The sequence below is a fragment of the uncultured Muribaculum sp. genome (assembly GCF_910583865.1).
GTDB lineage: Bacteria > Bacteroidota > Bacteroidia > Bacteroidales > Muribaculaceae > Muribaculum.
Map to the genome: position 1 here is coordinate 22,707 of NZ_CAJTYX010000009.1, position 20,240 is coordinate 42,946.

Annotated in this window: 18 protein-coding genes; 12 read left to right on the forward strand and 6 right to left on the reverse strand. The window is 57.7% G+C overall.

Features of this window, described 5'->3' with window-relative positions; genetic code table 11:
• Nucleotides 1-34: 34 nt before the first annotated feature.
• Nucleotides 35-955 (reverse strand): EamA family transporter, encoded by a 921-nt coding sequence (locus QZ303_RS03320; RefSeq protein ID WP_295729059.1) that lies wholly within the window; start codon nucleotides 953-955, stop codon nucleotides 35-37.
• A gap of 203 nt (nucleotides 956-1,158) precedes the next feature.
• On the opposite strand from QZ303_RS03320, the gene QZ303_RS03325 reads away from it, so the two are divergent.
• Entirely contained in the window at nucleotides 1,159-3,837 is a 2,679-nt protein-coding gene (locus tag QZ303_RS03325) for a 4-alpha-glucanotransferase (protein ID WP_295729062.1), read from the forward strand.
• Nucleotides 3,838-3,987: 150 nt separating this feature from the next.
• Here QZ303_RS03325 and priA read toward each other — a convergent pair whose 3' ends face one another.
• The gene (gene priA, locus QZ303_RS03330; protein WP_295729065.1) at nucleotides 3,988-6,516 is read right to left on the reverse strand and encodes a primosomal protein N'; all 2,529 of its coding nucleotides are present in this window, start codon (nucleotides 6,514-6,516) and stop codon (nucleotides 3,988-3,990) included.
• A 207-nt stretch (nucleotides 6,517-6,723) separates the two neighbouring features.
• Between priA and QZ303_RS03335 the strand changes: the two genes are divergently transcribed.
• Entirely contained in the window at nucleotides 6,724-8,157 is a 1,434-nt protein-coding gene (locus QZ303_RS03335) for an ammonium transporter (protein WP_295729068.1), read from the forward strand.
• Between the two features lie 137 nt (nucleotides 8,158-8,294).
• Here QZ303_RS03335 and QZ303_RS03340 read toward each other — a convergent pair whose 3' ends face one another.
• The 3 genes from QZ303_RS03340 to QZ303_RS03350 form a co-directional block, all read right to left on the reverse strand.
• Nucleotides 8,295-10,211 (reverse strand): SUMF1/EgtB/PvdO family nonheme iron enzyme, encoded by a 1,917-nt coding sequence (locus QZ303_RS03340; protein ID WP_295729195.1) that lies wholly within the window; start codon nucleotides 10,209-10,211, stop codon nucleotides 8,295-8,297.
• Nucleotides 10,212-10,303: 92 nt separating this feature from the next.
• Nucleotides 10,304-11,176, reverse strand: a complete 873-nt coding sequence (locus tag QZ303_RS03345) for an NAD kinase (protein ID WP_295729071.1) — start codon at nucleotides 11,174-11,176, stop codon at nucleotides 10,304-10,306.
• A 40-nt stretch (nucleotides 11,177-11,216) separates the two neighbouring features.
• Complete coding sequence (locus tag QZ303_RS03350) at nucleotides 11,217-11,885, reverse strand: hypothetical protein (protein ID WP_295729075.1); 669 nt, start codon at nucleotides 11,883-11,885, stop codon at nucleotides 11,217-11,219.
• A 172-nt stretch (nucleotides 11,886-12,057) separates the two neighbouring features.
• Between QZ303_RS03350 and QZ303_RS03355 the strand changes: the two genes are divergently transcribed.
• From QZ303_RS03355 to QZ303_RS03400, 10 genes are all read left to right on the forward strand, one after another.
• A complete protein-coding gene (locus tag QZ303_RS03355) occupies nucleotides 12,058-12,771 on the forward strand; it encodes a pyridoxine 5'-phosphate synthase (RefSeq protein ID WP_295729078.1) in 714 nt (237 codons plus the stop codon).
• A gap of 115 nt (nucleotides 12,772-12,886) precedes the next feature.
• Nucleotides 12,887-13,615, forward strand: coding sequence for a MotA/TolQ/ExbB proton channel family protein (locus QZ303_RS03360; protein ID WP_295729197.1), 729 nt, complete (start codon nucleotides 12,887-12,889; stop codon nucleotides 13,613-13,615).
• Nucleotides 13,616-13,671: 56 nt separating this feature from the next.
• Nucleotides 13,672-14,133, forward strand: coding sequence for a biopolymer transporter ExbD (locus tag QZ303_RS03365; RefSeq protein WP_295729081.1), 462 nt, complete (start codon nucleotides 13,672-13,674; stop codon nucleotides 14,131-14,133).
• 8 nt (nucleotides 14,134-14,141) lie between these two features.
• A complete protein-coding gene (locus QZ303_RS03370) occupies nucleotides 14,142-14,957 on the forward strand; it encodes a hypothetical protein (protein WP_295729084.1) in 816 nt (271 codons plus the stop codon).
• Nucleotides 14,958-15,032: 75 nt separating this feature from the next.
• The gene (locus QZ303_RS03375; protein WP_295729087.1) at nucleotides 15,033-15,734 is read left to right on the forward strand and encodes a queuosine precursor transporter; all 702 of its coding nucleotides are present in this window, start codon (nucleotides 15,033-15,035) and stop codon (nucleotides 15,732-15,734) included.
• A gap of 369 nt (nucleotides 15,735-16,103) precedes the next feature.
• Nucleotides 16,104-16,364: a 50S ribosomal protein L28 gene (gene rpmB, locus QZ303_RS03380; RefSeq protein WP_068960045.1), complete on the forward strand. Its 261-nt coding sequence runs from the start codon at nucleotides 16,104-16,106 to the stop codon at nucleotides 16,362-16,364.
• Nucleotides 16,365-16,367: 3 nt separating this feature from the next.
• Nucleotides 16,368-16,556 carry a 50S ribosomal protein L33 gene (gene rpmG / locus QZ303_RS03385; RefSeq protein WP_068960046.1) on the forward strand — a complete coding sequence of 63 codons (189 nt, stop codon included), beginning with the start codon at nucleotides 16,368-16,370 and terminating at the stop codon, nucleotides 16,554-16,556.
• A 21-nt stretch (nucleotides 16,557-16,577) separates the two neighbouring features.
• On the forward strand, nucleotides 16,578-16,727 hold the full coding sequence (locus QZ303_RS03390) for a DUF4295 domain-containing protein (RefSeq protein WP_295729097.1): 150 nt from the start codon (nucleotides 16,578-16,580) through the stop codon (nucleotides 16,725-16,727).
• A 314-nt stretch (nucleotides 16,728-17,041) separates the two neighbouring features.
• Nucleotides 17,042-17,968 carry a hypothetical protein gene (locus tag QZ303_RS03395; RefSeq protein ID WP_295729099.1) on the forward strand — a complete coding sequence of 309 codons (927 nt, stop codon included), beginning with the start codon at nucleotides 17,042-17,044 and terminating at the stop codon, nucleotides 17,966-17,968.
• Nucleotides 17,953-18,348, forward strand: coding sequence for a hypothetical protein (locus QZ303_RS03400; protein WP_295729101.1), 396 nt, complete (start codon nucleotides 17,953-17,955; stop codon nucleotides 18,346-18,348). The genes QZ303_RS03395 and QZ303_RS03400 overlap by 16 nt, the downstream gene beginning before the upstream one ends.
• 185 nt (nucleotides 18,349-18,533) lie before the next feature.
• Here the strand turns inward: QZ303_RS03400 and QZ303_RS03405 are convergent, their stop codons facing one another.
• The gene (locus QZ303_RS03405) at nucleotides 18,534-20,114 is read right to left on the reverse strand and encodes a sulfatase (RefSeq protein WP_295729103.1); all 1,581 of its coding nucleotides are present in this window, start codon (nucleotides 20,112-20,114) and stop codon (nucleotides 18,534-18,536) included.
• Between the last annotated feature and the right edge of the window lie 126 nt (nucleotides 20,115-20,240).

Here is a 20,240-nt window from a genome sequence, read left to right on the forward strand (position 1 = left end):
ATATCGGAAGCAATAATGTTTCCGGGCGAAGGGGTCAGTGGCGGCGACGGGAGTGGATGAATTGCTTGACGAGGCGTGCTGCAGGGCGTGCGGCGATGAGCATGGTGACCGAGCCGACCACGAGCACGATGCCGATGCAGGCGCCGAGGCTCAGGTGCTCGCCGAACACGCATACGCCGATCACCAACGCCGTCACCGGCTCCAGCGCGCCGAGTATGGCCGTCGGTGTAGAGCCTATCTTATGGATGGCCGCGACCATGGCTATCAATGACACGATGGTTGGGAAAAGGGCGAGCGAGAGTGCGCACGTCCAGCCAAGTGTCCCGGTTACGGGCGTGAATCCATGCCACGCCATGCCGGCCACGAAAACTGCGATGCCTATGGCCACGGAATAGAATGTCATGGGCATGGAGTCCATACGGCACAGGCTCGTGCGGTTGACGGCCACCATGTAGACGGCATAGGAGAGCGCCGAGAGCATCACGAGCACCGTGCCTGTGACGCTGAGAGTGGCGGTTCCGTCGCCCCGGTAAAGCAGCATTATCCCGGCGGTGGCCATGGCGATGGCCGAGATGGTGACCGCCGACAGGCGTTCGCGGTAGAATATGGTGTTGATCAGCGCCACCATCACAGGATAGACGAAGAGCAGCGTCGACGCTATCCCTACGTCCATATGGTTGTAGGCCTCGAAGAGGAGCAGCGACGACAATGCCATCAATATGGCTGCGATTGTCATCGCCGGAAGCTGGCGTCTCTGTAAGCTGAACGGCTTGCGCATGGCGTGCATTATCACCCACAGCATCACCGTGGCGAAGCCGTAACGGAAGAAAAGCACGCTGTCGGCATTCATCCCCTCGGCATATAACGGGAGGGCGAGCAACGGGTTGATTCCGTAGGTGCAGGCGGCGATGGCCGCGCACGCATATCCTTTTGTGCGGTTCGAAATCTGTCTCATAGGTCCTGCAAAGTTACAAAATGCAGCACGTACACGGGCGTATATTCAGGTTTAAAACTTAATTTTTGCTGAAAATACGTTAATTCCCGTTTTTTCATTAACTTTACCCGTGATAACATATTGTATTATTGTGTGGGTCACGGCTTTTCTCCCGGCCAACCCCATGATTCTGAAGATAGAAGAAACCGAATAGACACAATAGCATGAAACTTACTTTAAACATTGACTACCGCACGAACTGGGGCGAGTGGCTGTATGTCGTCGGCGATTGTCCGGCGCTGGGCGGCGGCAACGAGGATGAGGCGCGCAAGCTTGAGATGGACGGCGTGGGACGCTGGACTCTCGAAGTCGAGCTTCCCGACGACACCGGCGCGTTCGGCTACTGCTATATCGTGCGCCACGACAACGGCTACGTGCGCCGTGAGTGGGGCGCGCCGCATCGTTTCCTCCCGGGCATCGACGTGGCGGGATATGAGATTTACGACCATTGGCAGGAGCTGCCGTCTGACAAACCGTATTATTCGTCGGTGTTCACCGAGTGCATGAACCGCCGCGATAGCCGCGACGAGCCTATGCCCGTGGTCGGCGGCACTGTCACCATCGATGTCGAGGCCCCCATGGTGGGGAGCGACGAGGTGGTGGCCCTCTGTGGCGACGACGAGACCCTCGGCGCGTGGGATCCCGCGAAAGCACTGGTGATGAACAACCACGATTTCCCCCGTTGGGCCGTGAGCATCGACCTGCGCGAGGTGTCGCTGCCGTTCCGCTACAAGTTTGTGGTTCTCGACAAGGAGACCCACGCCTTGAAGGTCTGGGAGGGTGGCGACAACAGGGTTATGAACATCGTGCCTGCCCACAAGCACGACGCTCTATTCGTGCTCGGACAGCGCATGGTCAACTCGCGTCCGGCATGGCGATGTGCAGGTGTGGCGATACCCGCGTTTTCCGTGCGCACGGAGGAGGATTTCGGTGTCGGCGACTTCTTCGACCTTATGAAGATGGTCGACTGGGCTGTCGTCACAGGACAGAAGTTCCTACAGATACTCCCGATCAATGACACCACGATGACCCACACGTGGACCGATTCATATCCCTATAACGCTTGCTCTACCTTCGCCCTGCATCCCATGTATATGCGCCTGGAGCAGCTCGGACGCCTCGCCGACGAAGGGCGCATGCGCTACTACGACGACCTGCGCCGCGAGCTTAACGCAAGTCCTACGGTCGAGTACGAGCGTGTCAACAACGCCAAGCTTGCCTACATGCGCGAGATATTCGCCGAGCAGGGGCGCGACACCCTCGACAGCGACAGCTTCAAGGAGTTCTGTAGCGCAAACGGCGAATGGCTTCGCCCGTATGCCGCTTTCTGCGTGCTGCGCGACCTCAACGGCACTCCCGACTTCAGCCAATGGGGAGAATATGCCGTCTACGATGCCGCCAAGGTCAATGCCTTTATGGCCGCCCATGCCGAAGAGGTCGATTTCGTATGCTATGTGCAGTATCATCTCGACCGGCAGATGCGTGCCGTACATGACTACGCCCGCTCCCATGGAGTGGCGTTCAAGGGCGACATACCTATCGGCATATCGCGAGACAGCGCCGACGCGTGGATCAATCCGCGCCTGTTCAACATGGACTGTCAGGCCGGTGCGCCGCCGGATGATTTCTCGGTGCTCGGCCAGAACTGGGGATTTCCCACCTACAATTGGGAGGAGATGTCGCGCGACGGGTTCGCCTGGTGGAAGGCTCGTTTCCGCAAGATGGCCGACTACTTCGACGCATACCGCATCGACCATGTGCTCGGGTTCTTCCGCATATGGCAGATTCCGATGGACGCAGTCCACGGCCTGCTCGGCGTGTTCAACCCTGCGTTGCCGTTTACTCCCGAGGAGCTGCGCAGCGACTACGATTTCTGGCTCAACGTCGACATGCAGACACGTCCCTACATCTGCGACTATTTCCTCTATGACTTTTTCGGTGAATACACCGACGAGGCGCGCAAACGTTTCCTTCTCGATGCCGGAAACGGGCGCTACACATTGCGCCCGGAGTTTGACACTCAGCGCAAGGTGGCCGACTATTTTGCCTCCGAGGAGAAGGATGACAAGAACAACCGCCTCTGCAACGCCCTTATGGGGCTGATCGACGAAGTCCTTTTCATCGAGGACCCCTATGAGAAGGGGAAGTACCATCCGCGCATCTCGGCGCAGCATACATATGTCTACCGCTCGCTTACCGACTATGAGAAATGGTGTTTCAACCGCCTCTACAATGACTTCTATTACCGCCGCCACAACGATTTCTGGTATGGCAAGGCCATGTGGAAGCTCCCCCCGCTGCTCGACGCCACATCGATGCTCACCTGCGCCGAGGATCTCGGCATGATACCCGACTGCGTGCCTGCCGTGATGAGCCGTCTGCAGATGCTCTCGCTCGAGATACAGCGCATGCCCAAGGATCCGCAGGTTGCGTTCGGCAACACGTGGGCGTACCCCTACCTGTCGGTGTGCACCACCTCGACCCACGACATGGGCGGAATACGCCAATGGTGGGAGGAGACCCGCGACACCACGCAGCGCTATTTCAACGAAGTGCTCCACCAGCCCGGCACGGCTCCACAGTATGCCGAGCCGTGGGTGTGCGAGAAAATCATATCGCTCAACCTTAAAGCGCCATCCATGCTCGCCATATTCCCCTTGCAGGACTGGCTTTCGATGTCTGGCGAGCTACGCCGTCAGGATCCGCGCGAGGAGCTGATCAACATCCCCGCCAACCCCCGCCACTACTGGCGCTACCGCATGCACCTCTCCGTAGAGGCCCTGATCGAGTCTGCCGACTTCAACCGCCTCGTCCGCGACAAAATCCGCGAGTCCGCCCGCTGATACCGGGCCAGGTTCAGGTCAAGGACATTAGAGGTCTTAGGGGCAATAAGGACATTAGGGACAATAAAGACAATAAATTCCCTAATGTCCTTATTGTCCCCATTGTCTTTAATGTCCTTACTCTCCTTATCCTCCTTATTCTCCCTAATGTTACATCGGGTCGACGTCGTAGTAGACGAGCATGGAGCGGAGGGATTTTTCGGCCATGAACTCCTCGTAGACGGCGCGGAGGATGTCCTTGACCTTGCGCATGGAGGCCTCGGTCTCCACTTTGAGCATGATTTTGCGGATGTAGAGCGACTGGACGCGCCCTACGTGGGGCTCTTCCGGCCCGAACACGCGGTTGCCGAAGAGGTCGTGGAGGCGCTTGGCATAGCGCATCGCGGCGTCGGCCACTACCGGCAGTTCGCGGTGCTTCAGGTAGATGTTTATCACTCGGGTGAACGGAGGATAGTTGTAGAGCCGGCGTTCCTCCAGTTCGCGGGCATAGAATCCCTTGTAGTCATGTCCGCGCAGGAAGCCTATCACCGGATGGTCGGGCTGTGTGGTCTGCACCACCACCCGTCCGGGAGTGTCGTCGCGTCGCCCGGCACGCCCTGCCACCTGCTCAAGCATGTTGAACGCGCGCTCGGCCGACCGGAAGTCGGGGAAGTTGATGAGGGTGTCGGCGTTGAGCACCCCCACGAGGCTCACGCCCCCGAAGTCAAGCCCTTTTGTCACCATCTGCGTGCCTACGAGTATCTGCGCCTTGCCTGCGGAGAAGTCGGAGATGATACGCTCGTACCCCTCCTTGTTGCGCGTGGTGTCGAGATCCATGCGCAGCACCTTGGTGTCGCCGAAAGCGTTGTCGGCGATATCCTCCAGACGTTCCGTGCCGTAGCCGAACACCTCTATGGCCGGTTCCTTGCATGACGGGCATATCGTGGGGAGCTTGTAGGTGGCCCCGCAGTAGTGGCACACCATCTCGTCCTGCCGCCGGTGGTAGGTGAGCGACACGTCGCAGTACTGGCATTTCGGCACGTAGGCACACTGCTTGCACATCACTACCGGGGCGAATCCCCTGCGGTTGTGGAACAGGATGGCCTGCTCGCCGCGTCCCACCGCCTCGCGGGTGAGGCGCAGCAACCGCGTCGACAGCGGCGACCCGGTGGTGAGCCCGCGCTTCTTCTCGTCGAGCATGTCGACGATCTCGATTTCCGGCAGGCGCGCTCCCTCGTAGCGCTCGGTCAGTTCCACAAGGCCGTAGCGTCCCGACAGGGCTTTGTAGTATGTCTCTATCGACGGTGTCGCGCTCCCCAGCAATGTCTTTGCGCCATGCATCGATGCGAGCACGATGGCCGTGTCGCGGGCGTTGTAGCGCGGTGCGGGATCGTATTGCTTGTAGCTCGACTCATGCTCCTCGTCGACGATCACGAGGCCCAGCCGGGAGTAGGGGAGAAACAGGGACGAGCGCGCGCCGATCACCACGCATGGCGAATTGTCATGCAGTAGCTTCTTCCAGATGTCCACGCGCTCGTTGTCGGAGAATTTCGAGTGGTATATCACTACCTTGTCGCCGAACACCCGCTGCAGCCGGCGCGTGAGCTGTGTGGTCAGTGCTATCTCTGGCACGAGGTACAACACCTGTTCCCCCTTGCGCAGTACGAAGTCGATTAGGTGGATGTAGATCTCGGTCTTGCCGCTTGATGTCACTCCGTGGAGGAGCGTCACGTCGCTTTTCAGAAATCCGAGGTGTATGCGGTCGAGCGCCTCGGCCTGGTGCTCGGTGAGGCGCGGGGGAGTCCCCGAGGCCATCCCCGAGAATACGAAGCGGTTGACCTCGCGTGTGGTCACGCGCACTATCCCTTTGGCGGCGAGCGCCGACACGATGGCCGGGCTTAGGCCGGTGGCGGCGAGAAGGTCGGAGCGCGTCACCGTCTCCTCGCGCCGGTCATGGCGCAGCTTGTTGAGCATGTCGACGAGGGCTATGAGCAGCTGTTCCTGTTTCGGGGCGCCATGCACGGAGTCGAAGGCGCGGTGCATCGCCTCGGCGTCGTCGCGTGAGAAAGAAAGACCTACAAGGGTCTCGCGTTTGGCGCGGTACCGCTCCACGAGTTTTTCCGAAATCATCATCGCCCCGCGCTCCACCAGGCGCGACACCGTCTGGGTGGTGCTTGTGATGCCGGTGCGGCGTTCGAGGTCGGCCACCGACACGCGGCCCATATGGTCGACAGTCTGCATCAGCACGGCCTCCGTCTCTGTAAGGCGTCTGTCTGCCGGCTCCTCATAGTCGGGCGTCACCTCCACGAATGTCTCGCTCTCCACCTTCAGCCCTGCGGGGAGCGCCGCTTTCATGACATCGCCTATGGCACACAGATAGTACTCGCCGATCCATTCCCAAAGGCGCAGTTGAGGATGGCGTAATATAGGCCACGGGTCGAGAGCCGTCATGACGTCCTTGACGGCCATCCCTTCGGGCGCTCTTGGCGTCAGTCCGCACACGATGGCCGTGTAGAGCTTCTTGCGTCCGAACGGCACTATCACACGGCTGCCTATGGCGACTTTGCCCTCCAGTTCTGACGGAAGCCGGTAGGTGAAAGTGGTGCCGAGCGGCAACGGGAGTATCACTTCGGCATACATGCCTCCCGTGAATCCCGCCACATCGGGCGTTATGGCAGCTTTTCGTATCGAATCATCCATGATTCGACAAAGTTACGTAAAAGACTGTGAAATACAGATGTAAAAAAACGTTACTTCCCCAGCGAAATTAATATAAAAGATTTTTGCTTGTAAATTTGGTTGTTGTCTGGCTTTTTGCTTATTTTGTGGTGTGATATGGAGAAAATTGCCGTATGTGTGATAAGATGAAAAGTATTATGTAAATATAAACCGCTTATTTGTTGACTTATGACTGTTAAAGGACGTAAAATCAGCTACGGATGGCTTTTCGTGTTCGTGCTGTTGCTTGCAATCAGTGTGACGGGCCTTGTGGGCACGTCGGGAGCCGGGACATTCGACATGCCCAACAACCACCTGTTTGCCAACGTGGCGTGGATGATTACCGCCACTATCTTCGTTTTGATGATGACCCCGGGCCTCTCGTTTTTCTATGGAGGCATGGTGAGGGTCAAGAACGTGATTTCTACCATGTTGCAGAGCTTCATCGTCATGGGGTTCGTGAGCGTGATATGGGTCGTGTTCGGCTTCGGGCTGGCTTTCGGCAACGACATAGCCCATGTCATCGGCAATCCTTGCGACTTCTTCATGTTTGACGGGGTCGGTGTGGATAATGTCACCAACCCAGATTCGCCGCTGTTGTCGCAAATCGGAATCGCCACGACCACGATTCCGCTGGCGCTTTTCGCGCTGTTCCAGATGAAGTTCGCCATCATCACCCCGTCGCTTATCACAGGTTCGTTTGCCGAGCGCGTGCACTTCTCCGGCTACCTGCTCTTCATGGTGCTGTGGGTGATAGTGGTCTACTGCCCGCTGGCCCACTGCACGTGGCATCCCGAAGGGCTTTTCGCCATGATGCATGTCCATGATTTCGCCGGCGGCATCGTGGTGCATGCCGCCTCCGGAATCGCCGCGCTTGCCGGAGCATTGTTCCTGGGACGCCGCACCCCCTCGCAGCAGGCGGCCAAGCCGGCCAATGTGCCGTTCGTGCTCCTCGGGGCCGCGTTGCTCTGGCTCGGATGGTTCGGGTTCAACGGTGGTAGCTCGCTGGCCGCCGACGGCATAGCCGTGGCGGCGTTCCTGAACACCAACACCGCCGCCGCAACGGCGATGGTGACATGGGTGGCTTTCGACGCCCTGCGCGGACGCAAGCCCTCGGCCATGGGCGCCGCCATCGGTGCCGTGGTAGGCCTTGTGGCCATCACCCCCTGCGCCGGATGGGTCACGGTGGGACAGAGCGTGTTCATCTCTTTCATCATCACCATATGCTGCAACCTTGCTGTGTCTTGGAAAGGCTATAGCCATATGCTTGACGATGCTCTCGACGTGTTTCCCACCCACGGCCTGGGTGGCATACTCGGCACGGTGCTCACCGGCTACTTCGCCTATGATTTCTTCGACTCGCAGAATGCCGACATGATTTCACGCGGAGAGTTCTTCTGGAACCATATCATCGTGCTGCTCATCGTGTTTGTCTACACGTTCGGCGTAAGCTACCTGCTGTATTGGATTACCAACGAGATCATCCCATTGCGTGTGTCGCGCCGCAGCGAGGAGATCGGACTCGACATATCGCAGCATGGCGAGGAGTACGGTGCGGAGACCGGTCTTGCCGAGGACTCCATCAGCGACAGCGAGTGGATGCGCAGCGTCGAGGAAAACTGACCTTTTAAACGCACACAGAGCACACAGAGAATCTGAGACCGTGGCAAAACTCTCTGACCCGTCCGACGAGTCAGACCCGTCAGACCTGTCAGACATGTCCGACGGATCAGGAAGTTTTAGCCACGCACAAAACGGCGTTATTTAAAACCCTGCATGAGCCACGGCAGGTTGAAGCGGTAGTGCAGGCGTGAGCTGAGGAGGTGGATTACGTTGTCCGGAGTCTGGGTGGCGCAGAGGTAGCCGCGCGGTTCGGCATGTGTGGCATCCGATTCGAAAAATCCGGTCCATGCGCCTCCGTCGAGGAACCGCGGCTCGGCGTCGCTGATAAGGCGTCGCACGGGCCATGTCTTTCCTTCGTCGAATGACACCGCCGCATACATCCCGTAGCCTTTCTCCACGCTTCCGTCCGGCATGCGCAGCTCCATCCCCCTGTCGGCCTCCGGTGTGCGCTGCGGGTGGTCGGTGAACGACACCAGCAGCAGCGGCCCTTCGTTGAGGCGGCGCAATACCAGCCGCTGTCCTCCGTCGATCGGCGGAAGTTCTGATGCATGGTAGGTCCATGTGCGTCCCATGTCGTGTGATATGCTCATCGGCATCCGTGGCTTGCCGTCAGGGCCGGGGAGGCTGTTCCCTCTGCCGAGCGCCATCAGCGACCCGTCGGCGAGCTGCACTACTCCTGCGTGTATGCCTGCGATGGTACTACCGGTGTCATCTTCCTTGAAGTCCGGCAGCGGGGCGCCGTCCCATTGGTCGTTCCATGTGAGTCCGCCGTCGCGGCTTATATGGAGCGCCGTGCCGTCGGCTCCTCCCGGCCCGGCATCGCACGGTTGCAGAATCCACCCCTCGCGGGTTACCGAAGTGCCGGCTATCACCTGATGGCGCTTTGCATGCTCTGGGGCGATGATTCTTGTCGCCGACCATGTGGCCCCGTTGTCATGGCTCTCGCGTGCCACCATGGCCAGGTTCTGCCAGTCGCCGGAGGCCTCCATGCCGTTGATATGGAGCAGCCGTCCTGTGCCGTCGTTGAGCAGGGCGCTCCCGGTGAGGTTGCGGTCAGGCACCCGGAAAAACTCTCTCGCTTCCTCCCATCCTGATGCGCCGGCTTTCAGCCGCGACGAAAGCACCGTCACCTCGCGCCCGTTTTCCTCGTTGGCCGAGAACCATATGGCCAGCAGGTCGCCGTTGTCACACCACGTCACCGCAGGCTGGTGGTTATGGCGGTAGAAAGGTGTCGCGCTCCCGCATGAAGGCTCTATCACGAACGTCACGGGCGGGATATACAAGGGTTTGTCCGACGGCTTTCCCCATTCATGTCGGTTGGGGTTTATGTCGGCACGTGGTGCGGGCGCGTTCCATCCCTTTCCCGACGGGCGCAGCGTGGCTGCCGACTCGACTATGCGGAATCCGGTCTGCGAATGCCGGTCGGATGGATGCATGGCGCTGCGGTTGGCGCTGCGCAGGTATTTCACCGGCGTGTGGTGGCTTCCTCCCCGGGTCACTCTGAACTCACCCTTCTCAGGCCCGCACGGGTCTGTAAGCGCCATGTCGGGATAGGGGGCATAACGGTCGAGGCACCACTCCTCCACATTGCCGTGCATGTCATATAGCCCGAAGGCGTTAGGCGCGAACATGGCCGTGCGCAGCGACACCGGGTCGAAGTCGCGCGCCACGCGCTGCGATTTGTGGCATGAGTCGGGAAACCAGTCGCCCGTATTATATAATGTGTATGAGCCGCCCCGGCAGGCATATTCCCATTCCGCTTCCGTAGGGAGACGGTACGTCCTGCCGTCGCGCTCACCGAGCCTTCGGCAGAATTCCATGGCATCGTCGTGGCTCACGTTGACCACGGCGTCATCGTCGCCGGTGGAGACGCCGTTCTTCCCGCGCAGCGCACGGTGCTGCGGGAACAGTTCTTCATACTGTGCGTTGGTGATTTCGGTAGCGCTCATTCTGAACGGCGTGGAGATTGTCACCTTGTGCACAGGCCCTTCGTCGAAATCCTCACCGAGGGCGCGGCTTCCCATGTAGAAGTATCCCGCCGGAATGTCTACCATCCTTATCGGCTCGGCGGCATATGCCGCAACGGCGCCGGCATACAGGATGACGGCGATTGCTAAATTGTTGTTTATCATGATTACAAGATTGGTTATCGGGTGTCCATACCCCACATGAGCTTGTCGCGGAGGGTGTCGGTGAAATGGTGGCCTCGGCGCTTGATCAGTCTTATGGCGAAAGGAGCGCGCCGCAATGTGACGGTACTGTCGGATGTCAGCGACATGAAGCGCCCGTCGAGGCTCAGGCGGTAGGCCGTGGAGCGCGAGCGGGTGGTGATGGATATCACGCTGTCATCGCGCACCACCAGAGGACGCATGGTCAGTGAGTGGGCGGCGATGGGCGATACGGCCCATACCGGCGCCGACGGCTCCAGGATAGGCCCTCCCACTGAAAGATTATAGCCTGTAGATCCTGTGGGCGTGGATATTATCAGCCCGTCGGCCAGATAGTTGGCCAGAGGTGAGCCGTTGATGCGCGCGTCCATCCGGATCATCGACGAGGTGTCCTGCTTGAGCACTGCAACCTCGTTGAGGGCATATGGCCATATGCCGGAGGGCAACGGCTTGTCGGACTCTACGGCTATCAGCGTGCGTGTCTCCACGTCGTAGTCGCCGTCGAGAAGCCTGTCGATCCAGCGGTCGGCGTCTCTCATATGTGTGGCTGCGAGATAGCCCAGGTGTCCAGTGTTTATCCCGAGTATAGGTATCTGCTTGTCGCCCACCCATTGCGCCGTGTGCAGGAATGTGCCGTCACCGCCGATGCTTATGGCTATGGCGGCGTTGAAGTCGTTGCCATGGATTATGTCGTTGACGGAAGGCGGCGAGGGGAGCACCCCGCAAAGGTAGCGGTAGAATGATTCCTCGACCTCTACCCACATGTTGCGGCGGCACATGGCCTCGAAGAAGTAGACTATCTCGTCGAGATGGCTCTCCTGGTATGGGTTGCCGTAGATGGCGATGCGCATGGTATGTGATGGTTTTGAAATGTCGGATTCGTTCTGGCGGCTACACTTCGAGATAGTGGAGCAGGGAGTTGACGCGCTCGATCATGTCGGCGTTGAGCAGTCCGGGCGTGCCGGCCATCTCCACCGTCTCGTAGCCGTAGCGCGCCAGGGAGCGTGCTACCGACTCGCCGCGCGAATGGTTCACACGCAACAGCACCGTTGTCGGCGAGTTGGGCTGTGTGCCGGCCGTCACGTTGAGATTGAGCAGGTGGGCGTCGGCATCCTCCACGGCGTGGGCTATGGCGGAGGCGCTGTACTCGCCCGGAGGGCATACGGCGGTTATCTCGGTGTAGTCGTCGAGCTGCGGGAATAGCGATGCCGCCAAGCGGAGCATCCCCTCGCGGTCTGCCGCTCCGAGGTAGCTGTCGCTTGAATCGTCATCGACCACCGCCACAACCCTCTCGCCTGCGGCCATGCGCTCAAGCAGCAGCGACACCGGCGCGGATGCTGCCACGGGACGCACGTGTGCCACCACTTCGCCGAGCCTGGCGTGGGCGTCGGCACGGAGCGCCGAGGCGTCGGCCATGCCCAGATAGCGGCCCGAGGCGTCGCACACCGGCAGCGGCCCGACATGCTCTATGGCCATGCTGAGGCGCGGCATCGACTCGGCGACTGTCAGGAGGCCGTCCAGGGCCTCGATTCTTGGAGATATGGCATCTTTTGCTGTCAAAACGTTTCGTGGTTTACGTATTTCTCACTAATTTTGCAGTTGCCAATGAGGCCTCGTGGCCTCGGGCATCGTGAAAAGGCTACAAATTTACTGATTTTTTCCGATTACATAAAGCCTTACGGGTGGATTGTCGCCCCGGCTACTTATGACAACGCATCAACAGCCAATAAGGATGACTAATCTAAGTGTAAATATCAACAAGGTGGCCACTTTGCGCAACGCGCGTGGCGAGAACACTCCCGACGTGGAGCGTGTGGCAGTCGACTGCGAGAGGTTCGGGGCCGACGGCATAACCGTGCACCCGCGTCCCGACGAGCGCCACATCCGCCATGACGACGTCATTGCCCTGCGCCCCCTTGTAAAGACCGAGTTCAACATCGAGGGATATCCCTCCGACGATTTCATGCGTCTTGTGCTGATGGTGCGTCCCGAGCAGGTCACTCTCGTGCCTGACGCTCCCGACGCCCTGACTTCGAGCGCCGGATGGGACGTAGCGGCCAACATGGAGACCCTTACAGCCATCGTCGACCGCCTGCATGAGGCTGGAGTCAGGGCCTCGATATTCGTCGACCCGGACCCCGACACGATAAAGGCCGCCGCAGCCACCGGCGCCGACCGCGTGGAGCTTTACACAAAGCCATATGCCGACATGTATCCCGCTGATCCCGAAGCAGCCGTGGCCCCGTATGTCGCCGCAAGCCTCGCCGCCCACAAGGCCGGGCTGGGAGTCAACGCCGGGCATGACCTCAATCTCGACAACCTGAAGTTCTTCCACGAGCGTCTGCCTTACCTCAACGAGGTGTCGATAGGCCATGCCATCATTTCCGATGCGCTCTACCTTGGTCTGGAGACAGCCATACGCAGTTACAAGAAATGTCTGCAATAAACGGAATCTTAAACGACTGTAAGACATGTTCGCTGCGCTGACGGATGCCGTAAGGCTTGTGGCCGACACAATGGCCATGATTGCCGACATAGTATTTACCACCATATCTTCTGCAATGTCAATCATCAACACGATTTTCGCCGGTGTGCCGGGCGCTGTGACCGACACCGTCAACATAATGAGCGAGACGGCCGCCGTCCCGACCGAGGCCGCCGAGACCGCCCGCATGTCGGTGTGGGAGCTGTGCCTAAAAGGCGGATTCATAATGATTCCGCTGGCCATCCTCCTTGTCATCAGCATCTACATCTTCATCGAGCGCTACATAGCCATCAGGCGCGCCGACCGCGAGGACGCCACATTCATGAAGCGTATCAAGGACTATATCCACGAGGGCGAGATTGATAGCGCAAAGCTGCTCTGCAAGAAAAACGGCACGCCCTACGCACGCCTCATCCTCAAGGGCATCAGCCGCATAGGACGCCCGATGAACGATGTGCTCGTGGCCATAGAGAATACCGGCAACCTTGAGATAGCCAATCTCGGCAAGGGCCTCACCTGGCTCGCCACCACTGCCGCCGGAGCTCCGATGCTCGGGTTCCTCGGCACGGTGATCGGCATGGTGGAGGCATTCTTCTCCCTGGCCAACGCCGGATCGTCGGCCAACATAAGCGTGCTCGCCGGAGGCATCTACGAGGCGCTTGTCACCACCGTCGCTGGACTCGCCGTCGGCATCGTGGCGCTATTCGCCTACAACGCCCTTGTGGCGCGCATCAACGGCGTGATGAAGCTCCTTGAAGGAAAGACCATGGAGTTCATGGACCTCCTCAACGAGCCTGCCGAGTGATCCGCGCCCTTTAAGCAACTCTGTCTATACCCTCTTACCCTCTCCATATCCGACCTATGGCTCTGAAACGTCAACACGACATGATGGCAATGTTCTCGATGGCATCGATGACCGATGTCATCTTCCTGTTGCTTATCTTCTTCATGATAACATCCACATTCGTATTTCCCACGGCGCTTGAGGTGAACCTTCCGCAGAGCACCGTGCAGACCTCCCTCAAGCCCGGCACACGCGTCTACATCGACAAGGATGAGAAGCTTTACGCGTCGTTCGGCGACGAGGAGCCGCAGCCGATAGAGGGCGACGCCCTGCTGCCGTTCCTTCAGCTCGCCGCGCAGAACGCTCCCGCCGACGAGGCGTTCATTGCCATATACGCCGATGAGGAAGTGCCCTACGGGAAGATTGTGGAGGTGCTTGACCTCGGCGCGCGCAACAACCTCCGGATGGTGCTCGCCACGCGTCCGTCCAACGCGCGCAAGAGCGCATATGCCGATCCTGCAACCACCTCACGGCTCTGACCTCCGCCATGCGACAGAAAGATAAAGACCGCACGATTGCCGCTCTCGGCACGATTCTTGTGCTGGCTCTCCTGCTTCTGTGGATAGTCCTGTCGGAATTCCGTGTCGACATAGCCGACATGGAGTCGCGCAAGTGGCCTCCTGTCGATTCGAGCGAGATCGTGTTCGGCGGCGAGTATGTGAAGTTGGGCGACATGCCGCAGCCCGAGCCGCAGCAACGCCCCGAGCCTCAGCCTCAGGAGTCGGCGCAGGAGCCTGCATATGAAGGAACCGACCTGCGTGATGCCGGACCGAAGTCGGAGACACCCGCACCGACGGTAGCATCCGACCGTCCGTCGCCGATGAAGGTGGAGAAGAAGCCGGAGACTCCGGAAAAGAAAGGCCCGACCAAGGAGGAAATCGCCGAGCGCGAGCGTATAAAGCGGCAGAAAGAGCAGGAGGCACAGAGCCGCAAGATAAGCTCCGGGATGAAAAACAGCTTCAAGCGCGACAACAAGGCCGCCAAGGGCACGCCCGGTAGCCCCGACGGAAATTCCGACTCAGGCGTTCTGTCCGGCACTCCCGGATTCAGCCTGAAAGGGCGCACGCCGGAATCGTGGGGACGCACGCGCAGCACCCTCGCCGGCACGATCATCATACGCGTGAGCGTCAACCGCCAGGGCCATGTGGTAGGTTCGCCCGTCTATGTGGGCGGTTCCGGTCCTGCCGCAGCCAGTTTGGAGGTACGTCGCACATGTATCAACGCCGCCCGCCAGTCGCGCTTCTCGGTCGACCTCGACGCTCCTGCCGAGCAGGTCGGCACAATCACCTGGACATTCCGCTGACATACCTCCCGCCGTCGGGCGGGAAACCTAATGAAATAAACCCGAGTGCTTGCTACCTCGTTAAAAACAAGAAAAATGACAAACAACAACACTGATTCACTTCAAAGAGAAGCGCGCGCATCGTTCACGCTTCCGTTTCTGATTTTCACAGTACTGTTCTGCGTGTGCCTTATCGTAGCCAATCTCGTCGAGATCAAGACTGTCGACATAGGCTTCACTACCATCACCGCCGGAATGGTAGTATTTCCTCTGAGTTACATCATCAACGACTGCATAGTCGAGGTCTACGGCTTCCGCAAGGCCCGCATGGTGATATGGCTCGGATTTGCCATGAACTTCTTCGTCACCATGATGCTACAGCTCGCCATCCTGCTCCCCGGAGCCGGAGAGTGGCAGGCTCAGGAGGCGTTCGAGGCGGTGTATGGCACCGTGCCGCGCATCCTCACGGCCTCCTTCATAGCATTCGTGTGCGGCTCGATGGTCAACGCATGGGTCATGAGCCGCATGAAAGTGGCCGGCGGAGGACGCCATTTCTCATTGCGCGCCATCCTGTCGACCCTCTTGGGCGAGGGTGTCGATTCGCTCATATTCTTCCCGGTGGCATTCTGGGGGATATTGCCCGCCGATGTAATCGTAGAGCTTATGTTGGCCCAGACCTGCCTGAAAACCCTCTACGAAATCATCATCCTGCCCGTCACCATCCGCATCGTCCGCTACATCAAACGCATCGAACGCCTCGACACCTTTGACACCGGCATCCGTTACACCCCCTGGTGATCCCATCCCTCCCCGGCATAACTGCCCTCCTCCCCCCAATTCCCCGCCTCACTTCTGGGGTAAGTTAAAACGCACAGAGCACACGGAGATTAAAATATTCAGTGATGAAAATTCACTCATTTTTCTCTGTGCCCTCCGTGTGCTCCGTGCTTTATTCCTTACCACTAAATACCTCCGTAAATTGGTTGGGAAACGAAAAAGGTGCGAAAACTTGCGTAGTTGCGAAAAATTTAGTTACTTTGCACACTGTTTTTAGGCTCATCCTGTAAAATTGTTGAGAATGATGCACTTAGCGATGATATGAGACTGAGATGGCGGCCTAATGACTGAATACAAGCAATTCAACAAAACAAAAGATAACAAACAGCCATGTCAAAGATTTGTCAGATTACAGGCAAGAAAGCTATGGTGGGCAACAACGTGTCGCACTCGAAGCGTCGTACAAAGCGCACGTTCAATGTCAACCTCTTTGAGAAGAAGTTCTACTGGGTAGAACAGGACGCATGGATCCGTCTGACCATCAGCGCAGCCGGTCTCCGCACCATCAATAAGCTCGGCCTCAACGCCGCTATGCAGCAGGCAGCCGGAAAGGGTTATTTAACTGGTAAAGACATCAAATTTATAGACTAAGCTATGGCAAAGAAAGCTAAAGGTAATCGCGTCCAGGTCATCCTCGAATGCACCGAGCACAAGGCCAGCGGCATGCCCGGCACTTCGCGTTACATCACTACCAAGAACCGTAAGAATACTACCGAACGTCTTGAGCTGAAGAAGTACAATCCCATCCTCAAGCGCATGACGATTCACAAAGAAATCAAATAAGCACTTTAACATCTCCACGATATGGCAAAGAAAACCGTTGCATCACTGCAGAAAGGTGAAGGACGTACCTACAGCAAGGTGATCAAGATGGAAAAGTCACCCAAGACAGGCGCTTACGTCTTTAAGGAAGAGATGGTCCCCAACGACCAGGTAAAGGCCGCTCTCAAATAAGAAACCACTGCGGAACCTTATCCGCAATCCCATACACCCTCCTACGCAGCGTGTCGCACTTCGCGGCACGCTGCCGTTTTTTACTCTGATTACTCTTATGGGTCTTATATGTCTTATAAGTCCAATTAGTCCTATTAGCCCAATAAGCCCGCTTAGGCTAATTGGGCTAATCAGTCAATTGGGCCTATCGGATGATTATTCTCTGTGCTCTCTGTGCGTTTATAGCATCCTTTTTTAGTGAATAATCGATATTATTGATTAACTTTACATCACAAATTTTTACAATCCTTATTGAATATCCGGTCATTGTCATCATGATTCGCTCTGTCAAACACATATCCTCACTTTTATCCCTGATAACTATTGTGCTGTCGCTTGTCGCCTGTTCCCGCTCTGCCGCTGACAGGGCACTCGCCCGCGCCGAGAGCCTGATGGACGAACACCCCGATTCAGCGCTCGTCGTGTTGCAGTCGATACTGCCTGAAAAGCTGCATTCAAGGCAGAGCAACGCTCTCTATGCGCTTCTGCTGACGCAGGCGCGGGATAAGACCTACCGGTTTGATACCTCCGACTCGCTCATATCCATAGCTGTCGATTATTATGTCGATAACGGCGATTGGGAAAGAGCGGCATGGTCACACTTCTATCGAGGAGCGGTCTATTTCAACAAGAAGGATTACCGCTCCGCCATATCCGAAATCCTAACAGCACGGGAATTGTCGTATGGAGGTGGAAATCCCTATCTCACGGCAAAAATCCATGAGCAGATTGCCGATATCTATGCTGCGTCTTTCGATATGAGTAAAGCCATATCCAATCGTCATGTCGCGGCCGCCAACTTCCGGTTGGCCGGAAAAAAGCTCAATGAACTCTACGCGTTTGTCGATATGGCACGCGAATATGGTAGGGATGGACGTGTCGAGCGGTCTATCGCTCTGCTCGACAGCATTATGCAGAATGCCGACACGTTGTCCAATCCCGACCTGTCGGGATATATACAAGACTCTTACATATGGCCTCTGATGAAGTCGGGCAGGACGGAGGAAGCCTTGCAACGATTTCGCAAAAGCCGTGCCGTATGGCCCGACGGGGAGGATGAGATTCAGGATTTGCCCGGCATAGCCATTATGTACAGCCGTCTTGGTATGCCGGATAGTGCGGAATATTTTATGGTCCGGGAGCCGTCTCCCGGGCCGACCCTGCGGCATCTTCGGCCACCGATGGCGTGGCGACCGGCATAAGGATGCGTCTTGACGTGATGCGTGCGTGGCCTCTCTTTACGGCATTGGCGCTGCAGGTGGCTGCATTCCTGTTTAATCAGAAGTCCGGAACGCTACTCCCAGTCATATGGATCAGCATAGTGTTGCTTACCGTCATGTGCATAGGCATAATGGCGATCCGGGGCGTTGAGCGAAGCGCCATGATGCTCCATTCGCTCAACGGATTCCCGCTCACCACTATAGTTGGCGTGCCATCTCTGGCGGCTATATTCCATGTGTTCGTTCCGCAGGAATGGTGTCTCCCGCTTTCCATCGCGCTATTCCTCATCAGCGAGATAGTGCTCGTCTACGGATGCCTTGTCGGCACGCCGCGCATCGGCCATTCCGATTCCGTCGACTGAAAAACAATTGCACATAATCCCAGGCATCCAATCTGGCCACATATAAGCTCGATAAGCCTAATCAGGCTAATTGGTCGGATTAGTCTGATTGGGCCTATAGGTTGATTATTCTTTGTGCACTCTGTGTATTCTGTGCGATTTTATCCTATTCGATATATCTCTGTGCGCTCTGTGCGGGATGCAGGCTATTCTTTGTCGCGGTCGGGGGAGAAACGGACGGGGTCGCCGTATTGCTCCTGTAGGCGCAGCAGCTCGGTCTTGAGCGAGTCGGTCACGGACGCGTACTCTTTCAGACCGTAGAGGTTGCGCATCTCCGTGGGGTCGGCCTGGAGGTCGTACAGCTCCCAGTGGTCGATGTCGTTGTAGAAGTGGATCAGCTTGTAGCGGTCGGTACGTACCCCGTAGTGGCGCTTCACCATATGTTCGGCGGGATACTCATAGAAATGGTAGTAGAGCGACTTGCGCAGCGTGTCGGTCTGTTCGCCTTTCAGCAGCGGCAACAGCGAGAGGCCTTGGATGTCGGAAGGTACTTCCACGCCCGCAAGTTCCAGGAATGTCGGGGCGTAGTCGATGTTCTGCACCATAGCATCGATGTCGCCGCGCCGGTCGAGACCCTCGGGCAGGCGCATTATCAGCGGCGTGCGCATCGACTCCTCATACATGAACCGCTTGTCAAACCATCCGTGCTCCCCCATGTAGAATCCCTGGTCGGAGGTGTAGACCACGAGCGTGTTGTCGAGCATGTCGTTGTCCCTCAGGTAGTCGAGCACGCGCCCCACGTTGTCGTCGAGCGACTTTACGGTTTTCATGTAGTCGCGCATGTAGCGCTGGAACTTCCAGTCGGCCAGCTCCCGGCCCTGCATGTTGCTCCGGTAGAACTCCTCGATTATCGGTCCGTAGAACCGGTCCCATGCCGCCCGCTGCTCTTTATCCATGCGGCCGATGTAGCTCTCGTAGAGCGACCGCAGGCGCGAATCCTTGTCAGGGCGCAGCATCTTCAGGTCGTAGATCATGTCCATGTCCTTCACGATGCTCATCTCCTGCGCGGCGGCTGCCGGACGTCCCTCGTAGTCGTCGAAGAAATTGTCGGGCAGCGGGAAGGTCTTGTCCTCGTATAGCCGCAGGTTGCACGTGTCCGACAGCCAGTTGCGGTGTATGGCCTTGTGGTGGATAAGTATGCAGAACGGCTTCTCCTTGTCGCGCTTGTTCTCCATCCAGTCGATGGCGTCGTCGGTGATGATGTTGGTCAGGTAGCCGTGTTTCCTGATGGTGTCGTTGTCCTGGGTGATGAAGTCGGGGTTGTAGTAGTCGCCCTGTCCCGGCACAATTTCCCAGTAGTCGAATCCGGTAGGCAGGCTCTCCAGATGCCATTTGCCCACGAGTGCAGTCTGGTAGCCCGCTTTTTGCAGCAGCTTGGGGAAGGTCTGCTGGGAGGAGTCGAACACGCAGGTGCTATTGTCGTAGAACTTATTGGCGCAACTGTGCTTGCCCGTGATCATGCACGCACGGCTCGGCCCGCTCAACGAGTTGGCCACGAAGCTGTTGGTGAAGCGCACGCCCTCGTCGGCTATGCGGTCGAGGTTGGGGGTCTCCATGTAGCGCTTGTCATAGCAGCTCATCATCTGGGCCGTATGGTCGTCGGTCATGATGTACACGATGTTGTAGGGCTTCTTCTCCTCCTTTTTCTGCGACGCGCATGCCGCCAGCGACGCGACGGCTGTGAGCCCCGTCAGTGATAATATAAGTCCTGACTGTAGATTGTTCATGTTGATTAAATTTAGGTTTCGCGTATGCAAACATACGGAAAATCCCTCGGAATCACATGGATTTGGTCCACAAATTACATGAATTCAATAAAAAAGCCACGAAAGGACTGTTTTTTAGGTATAAAA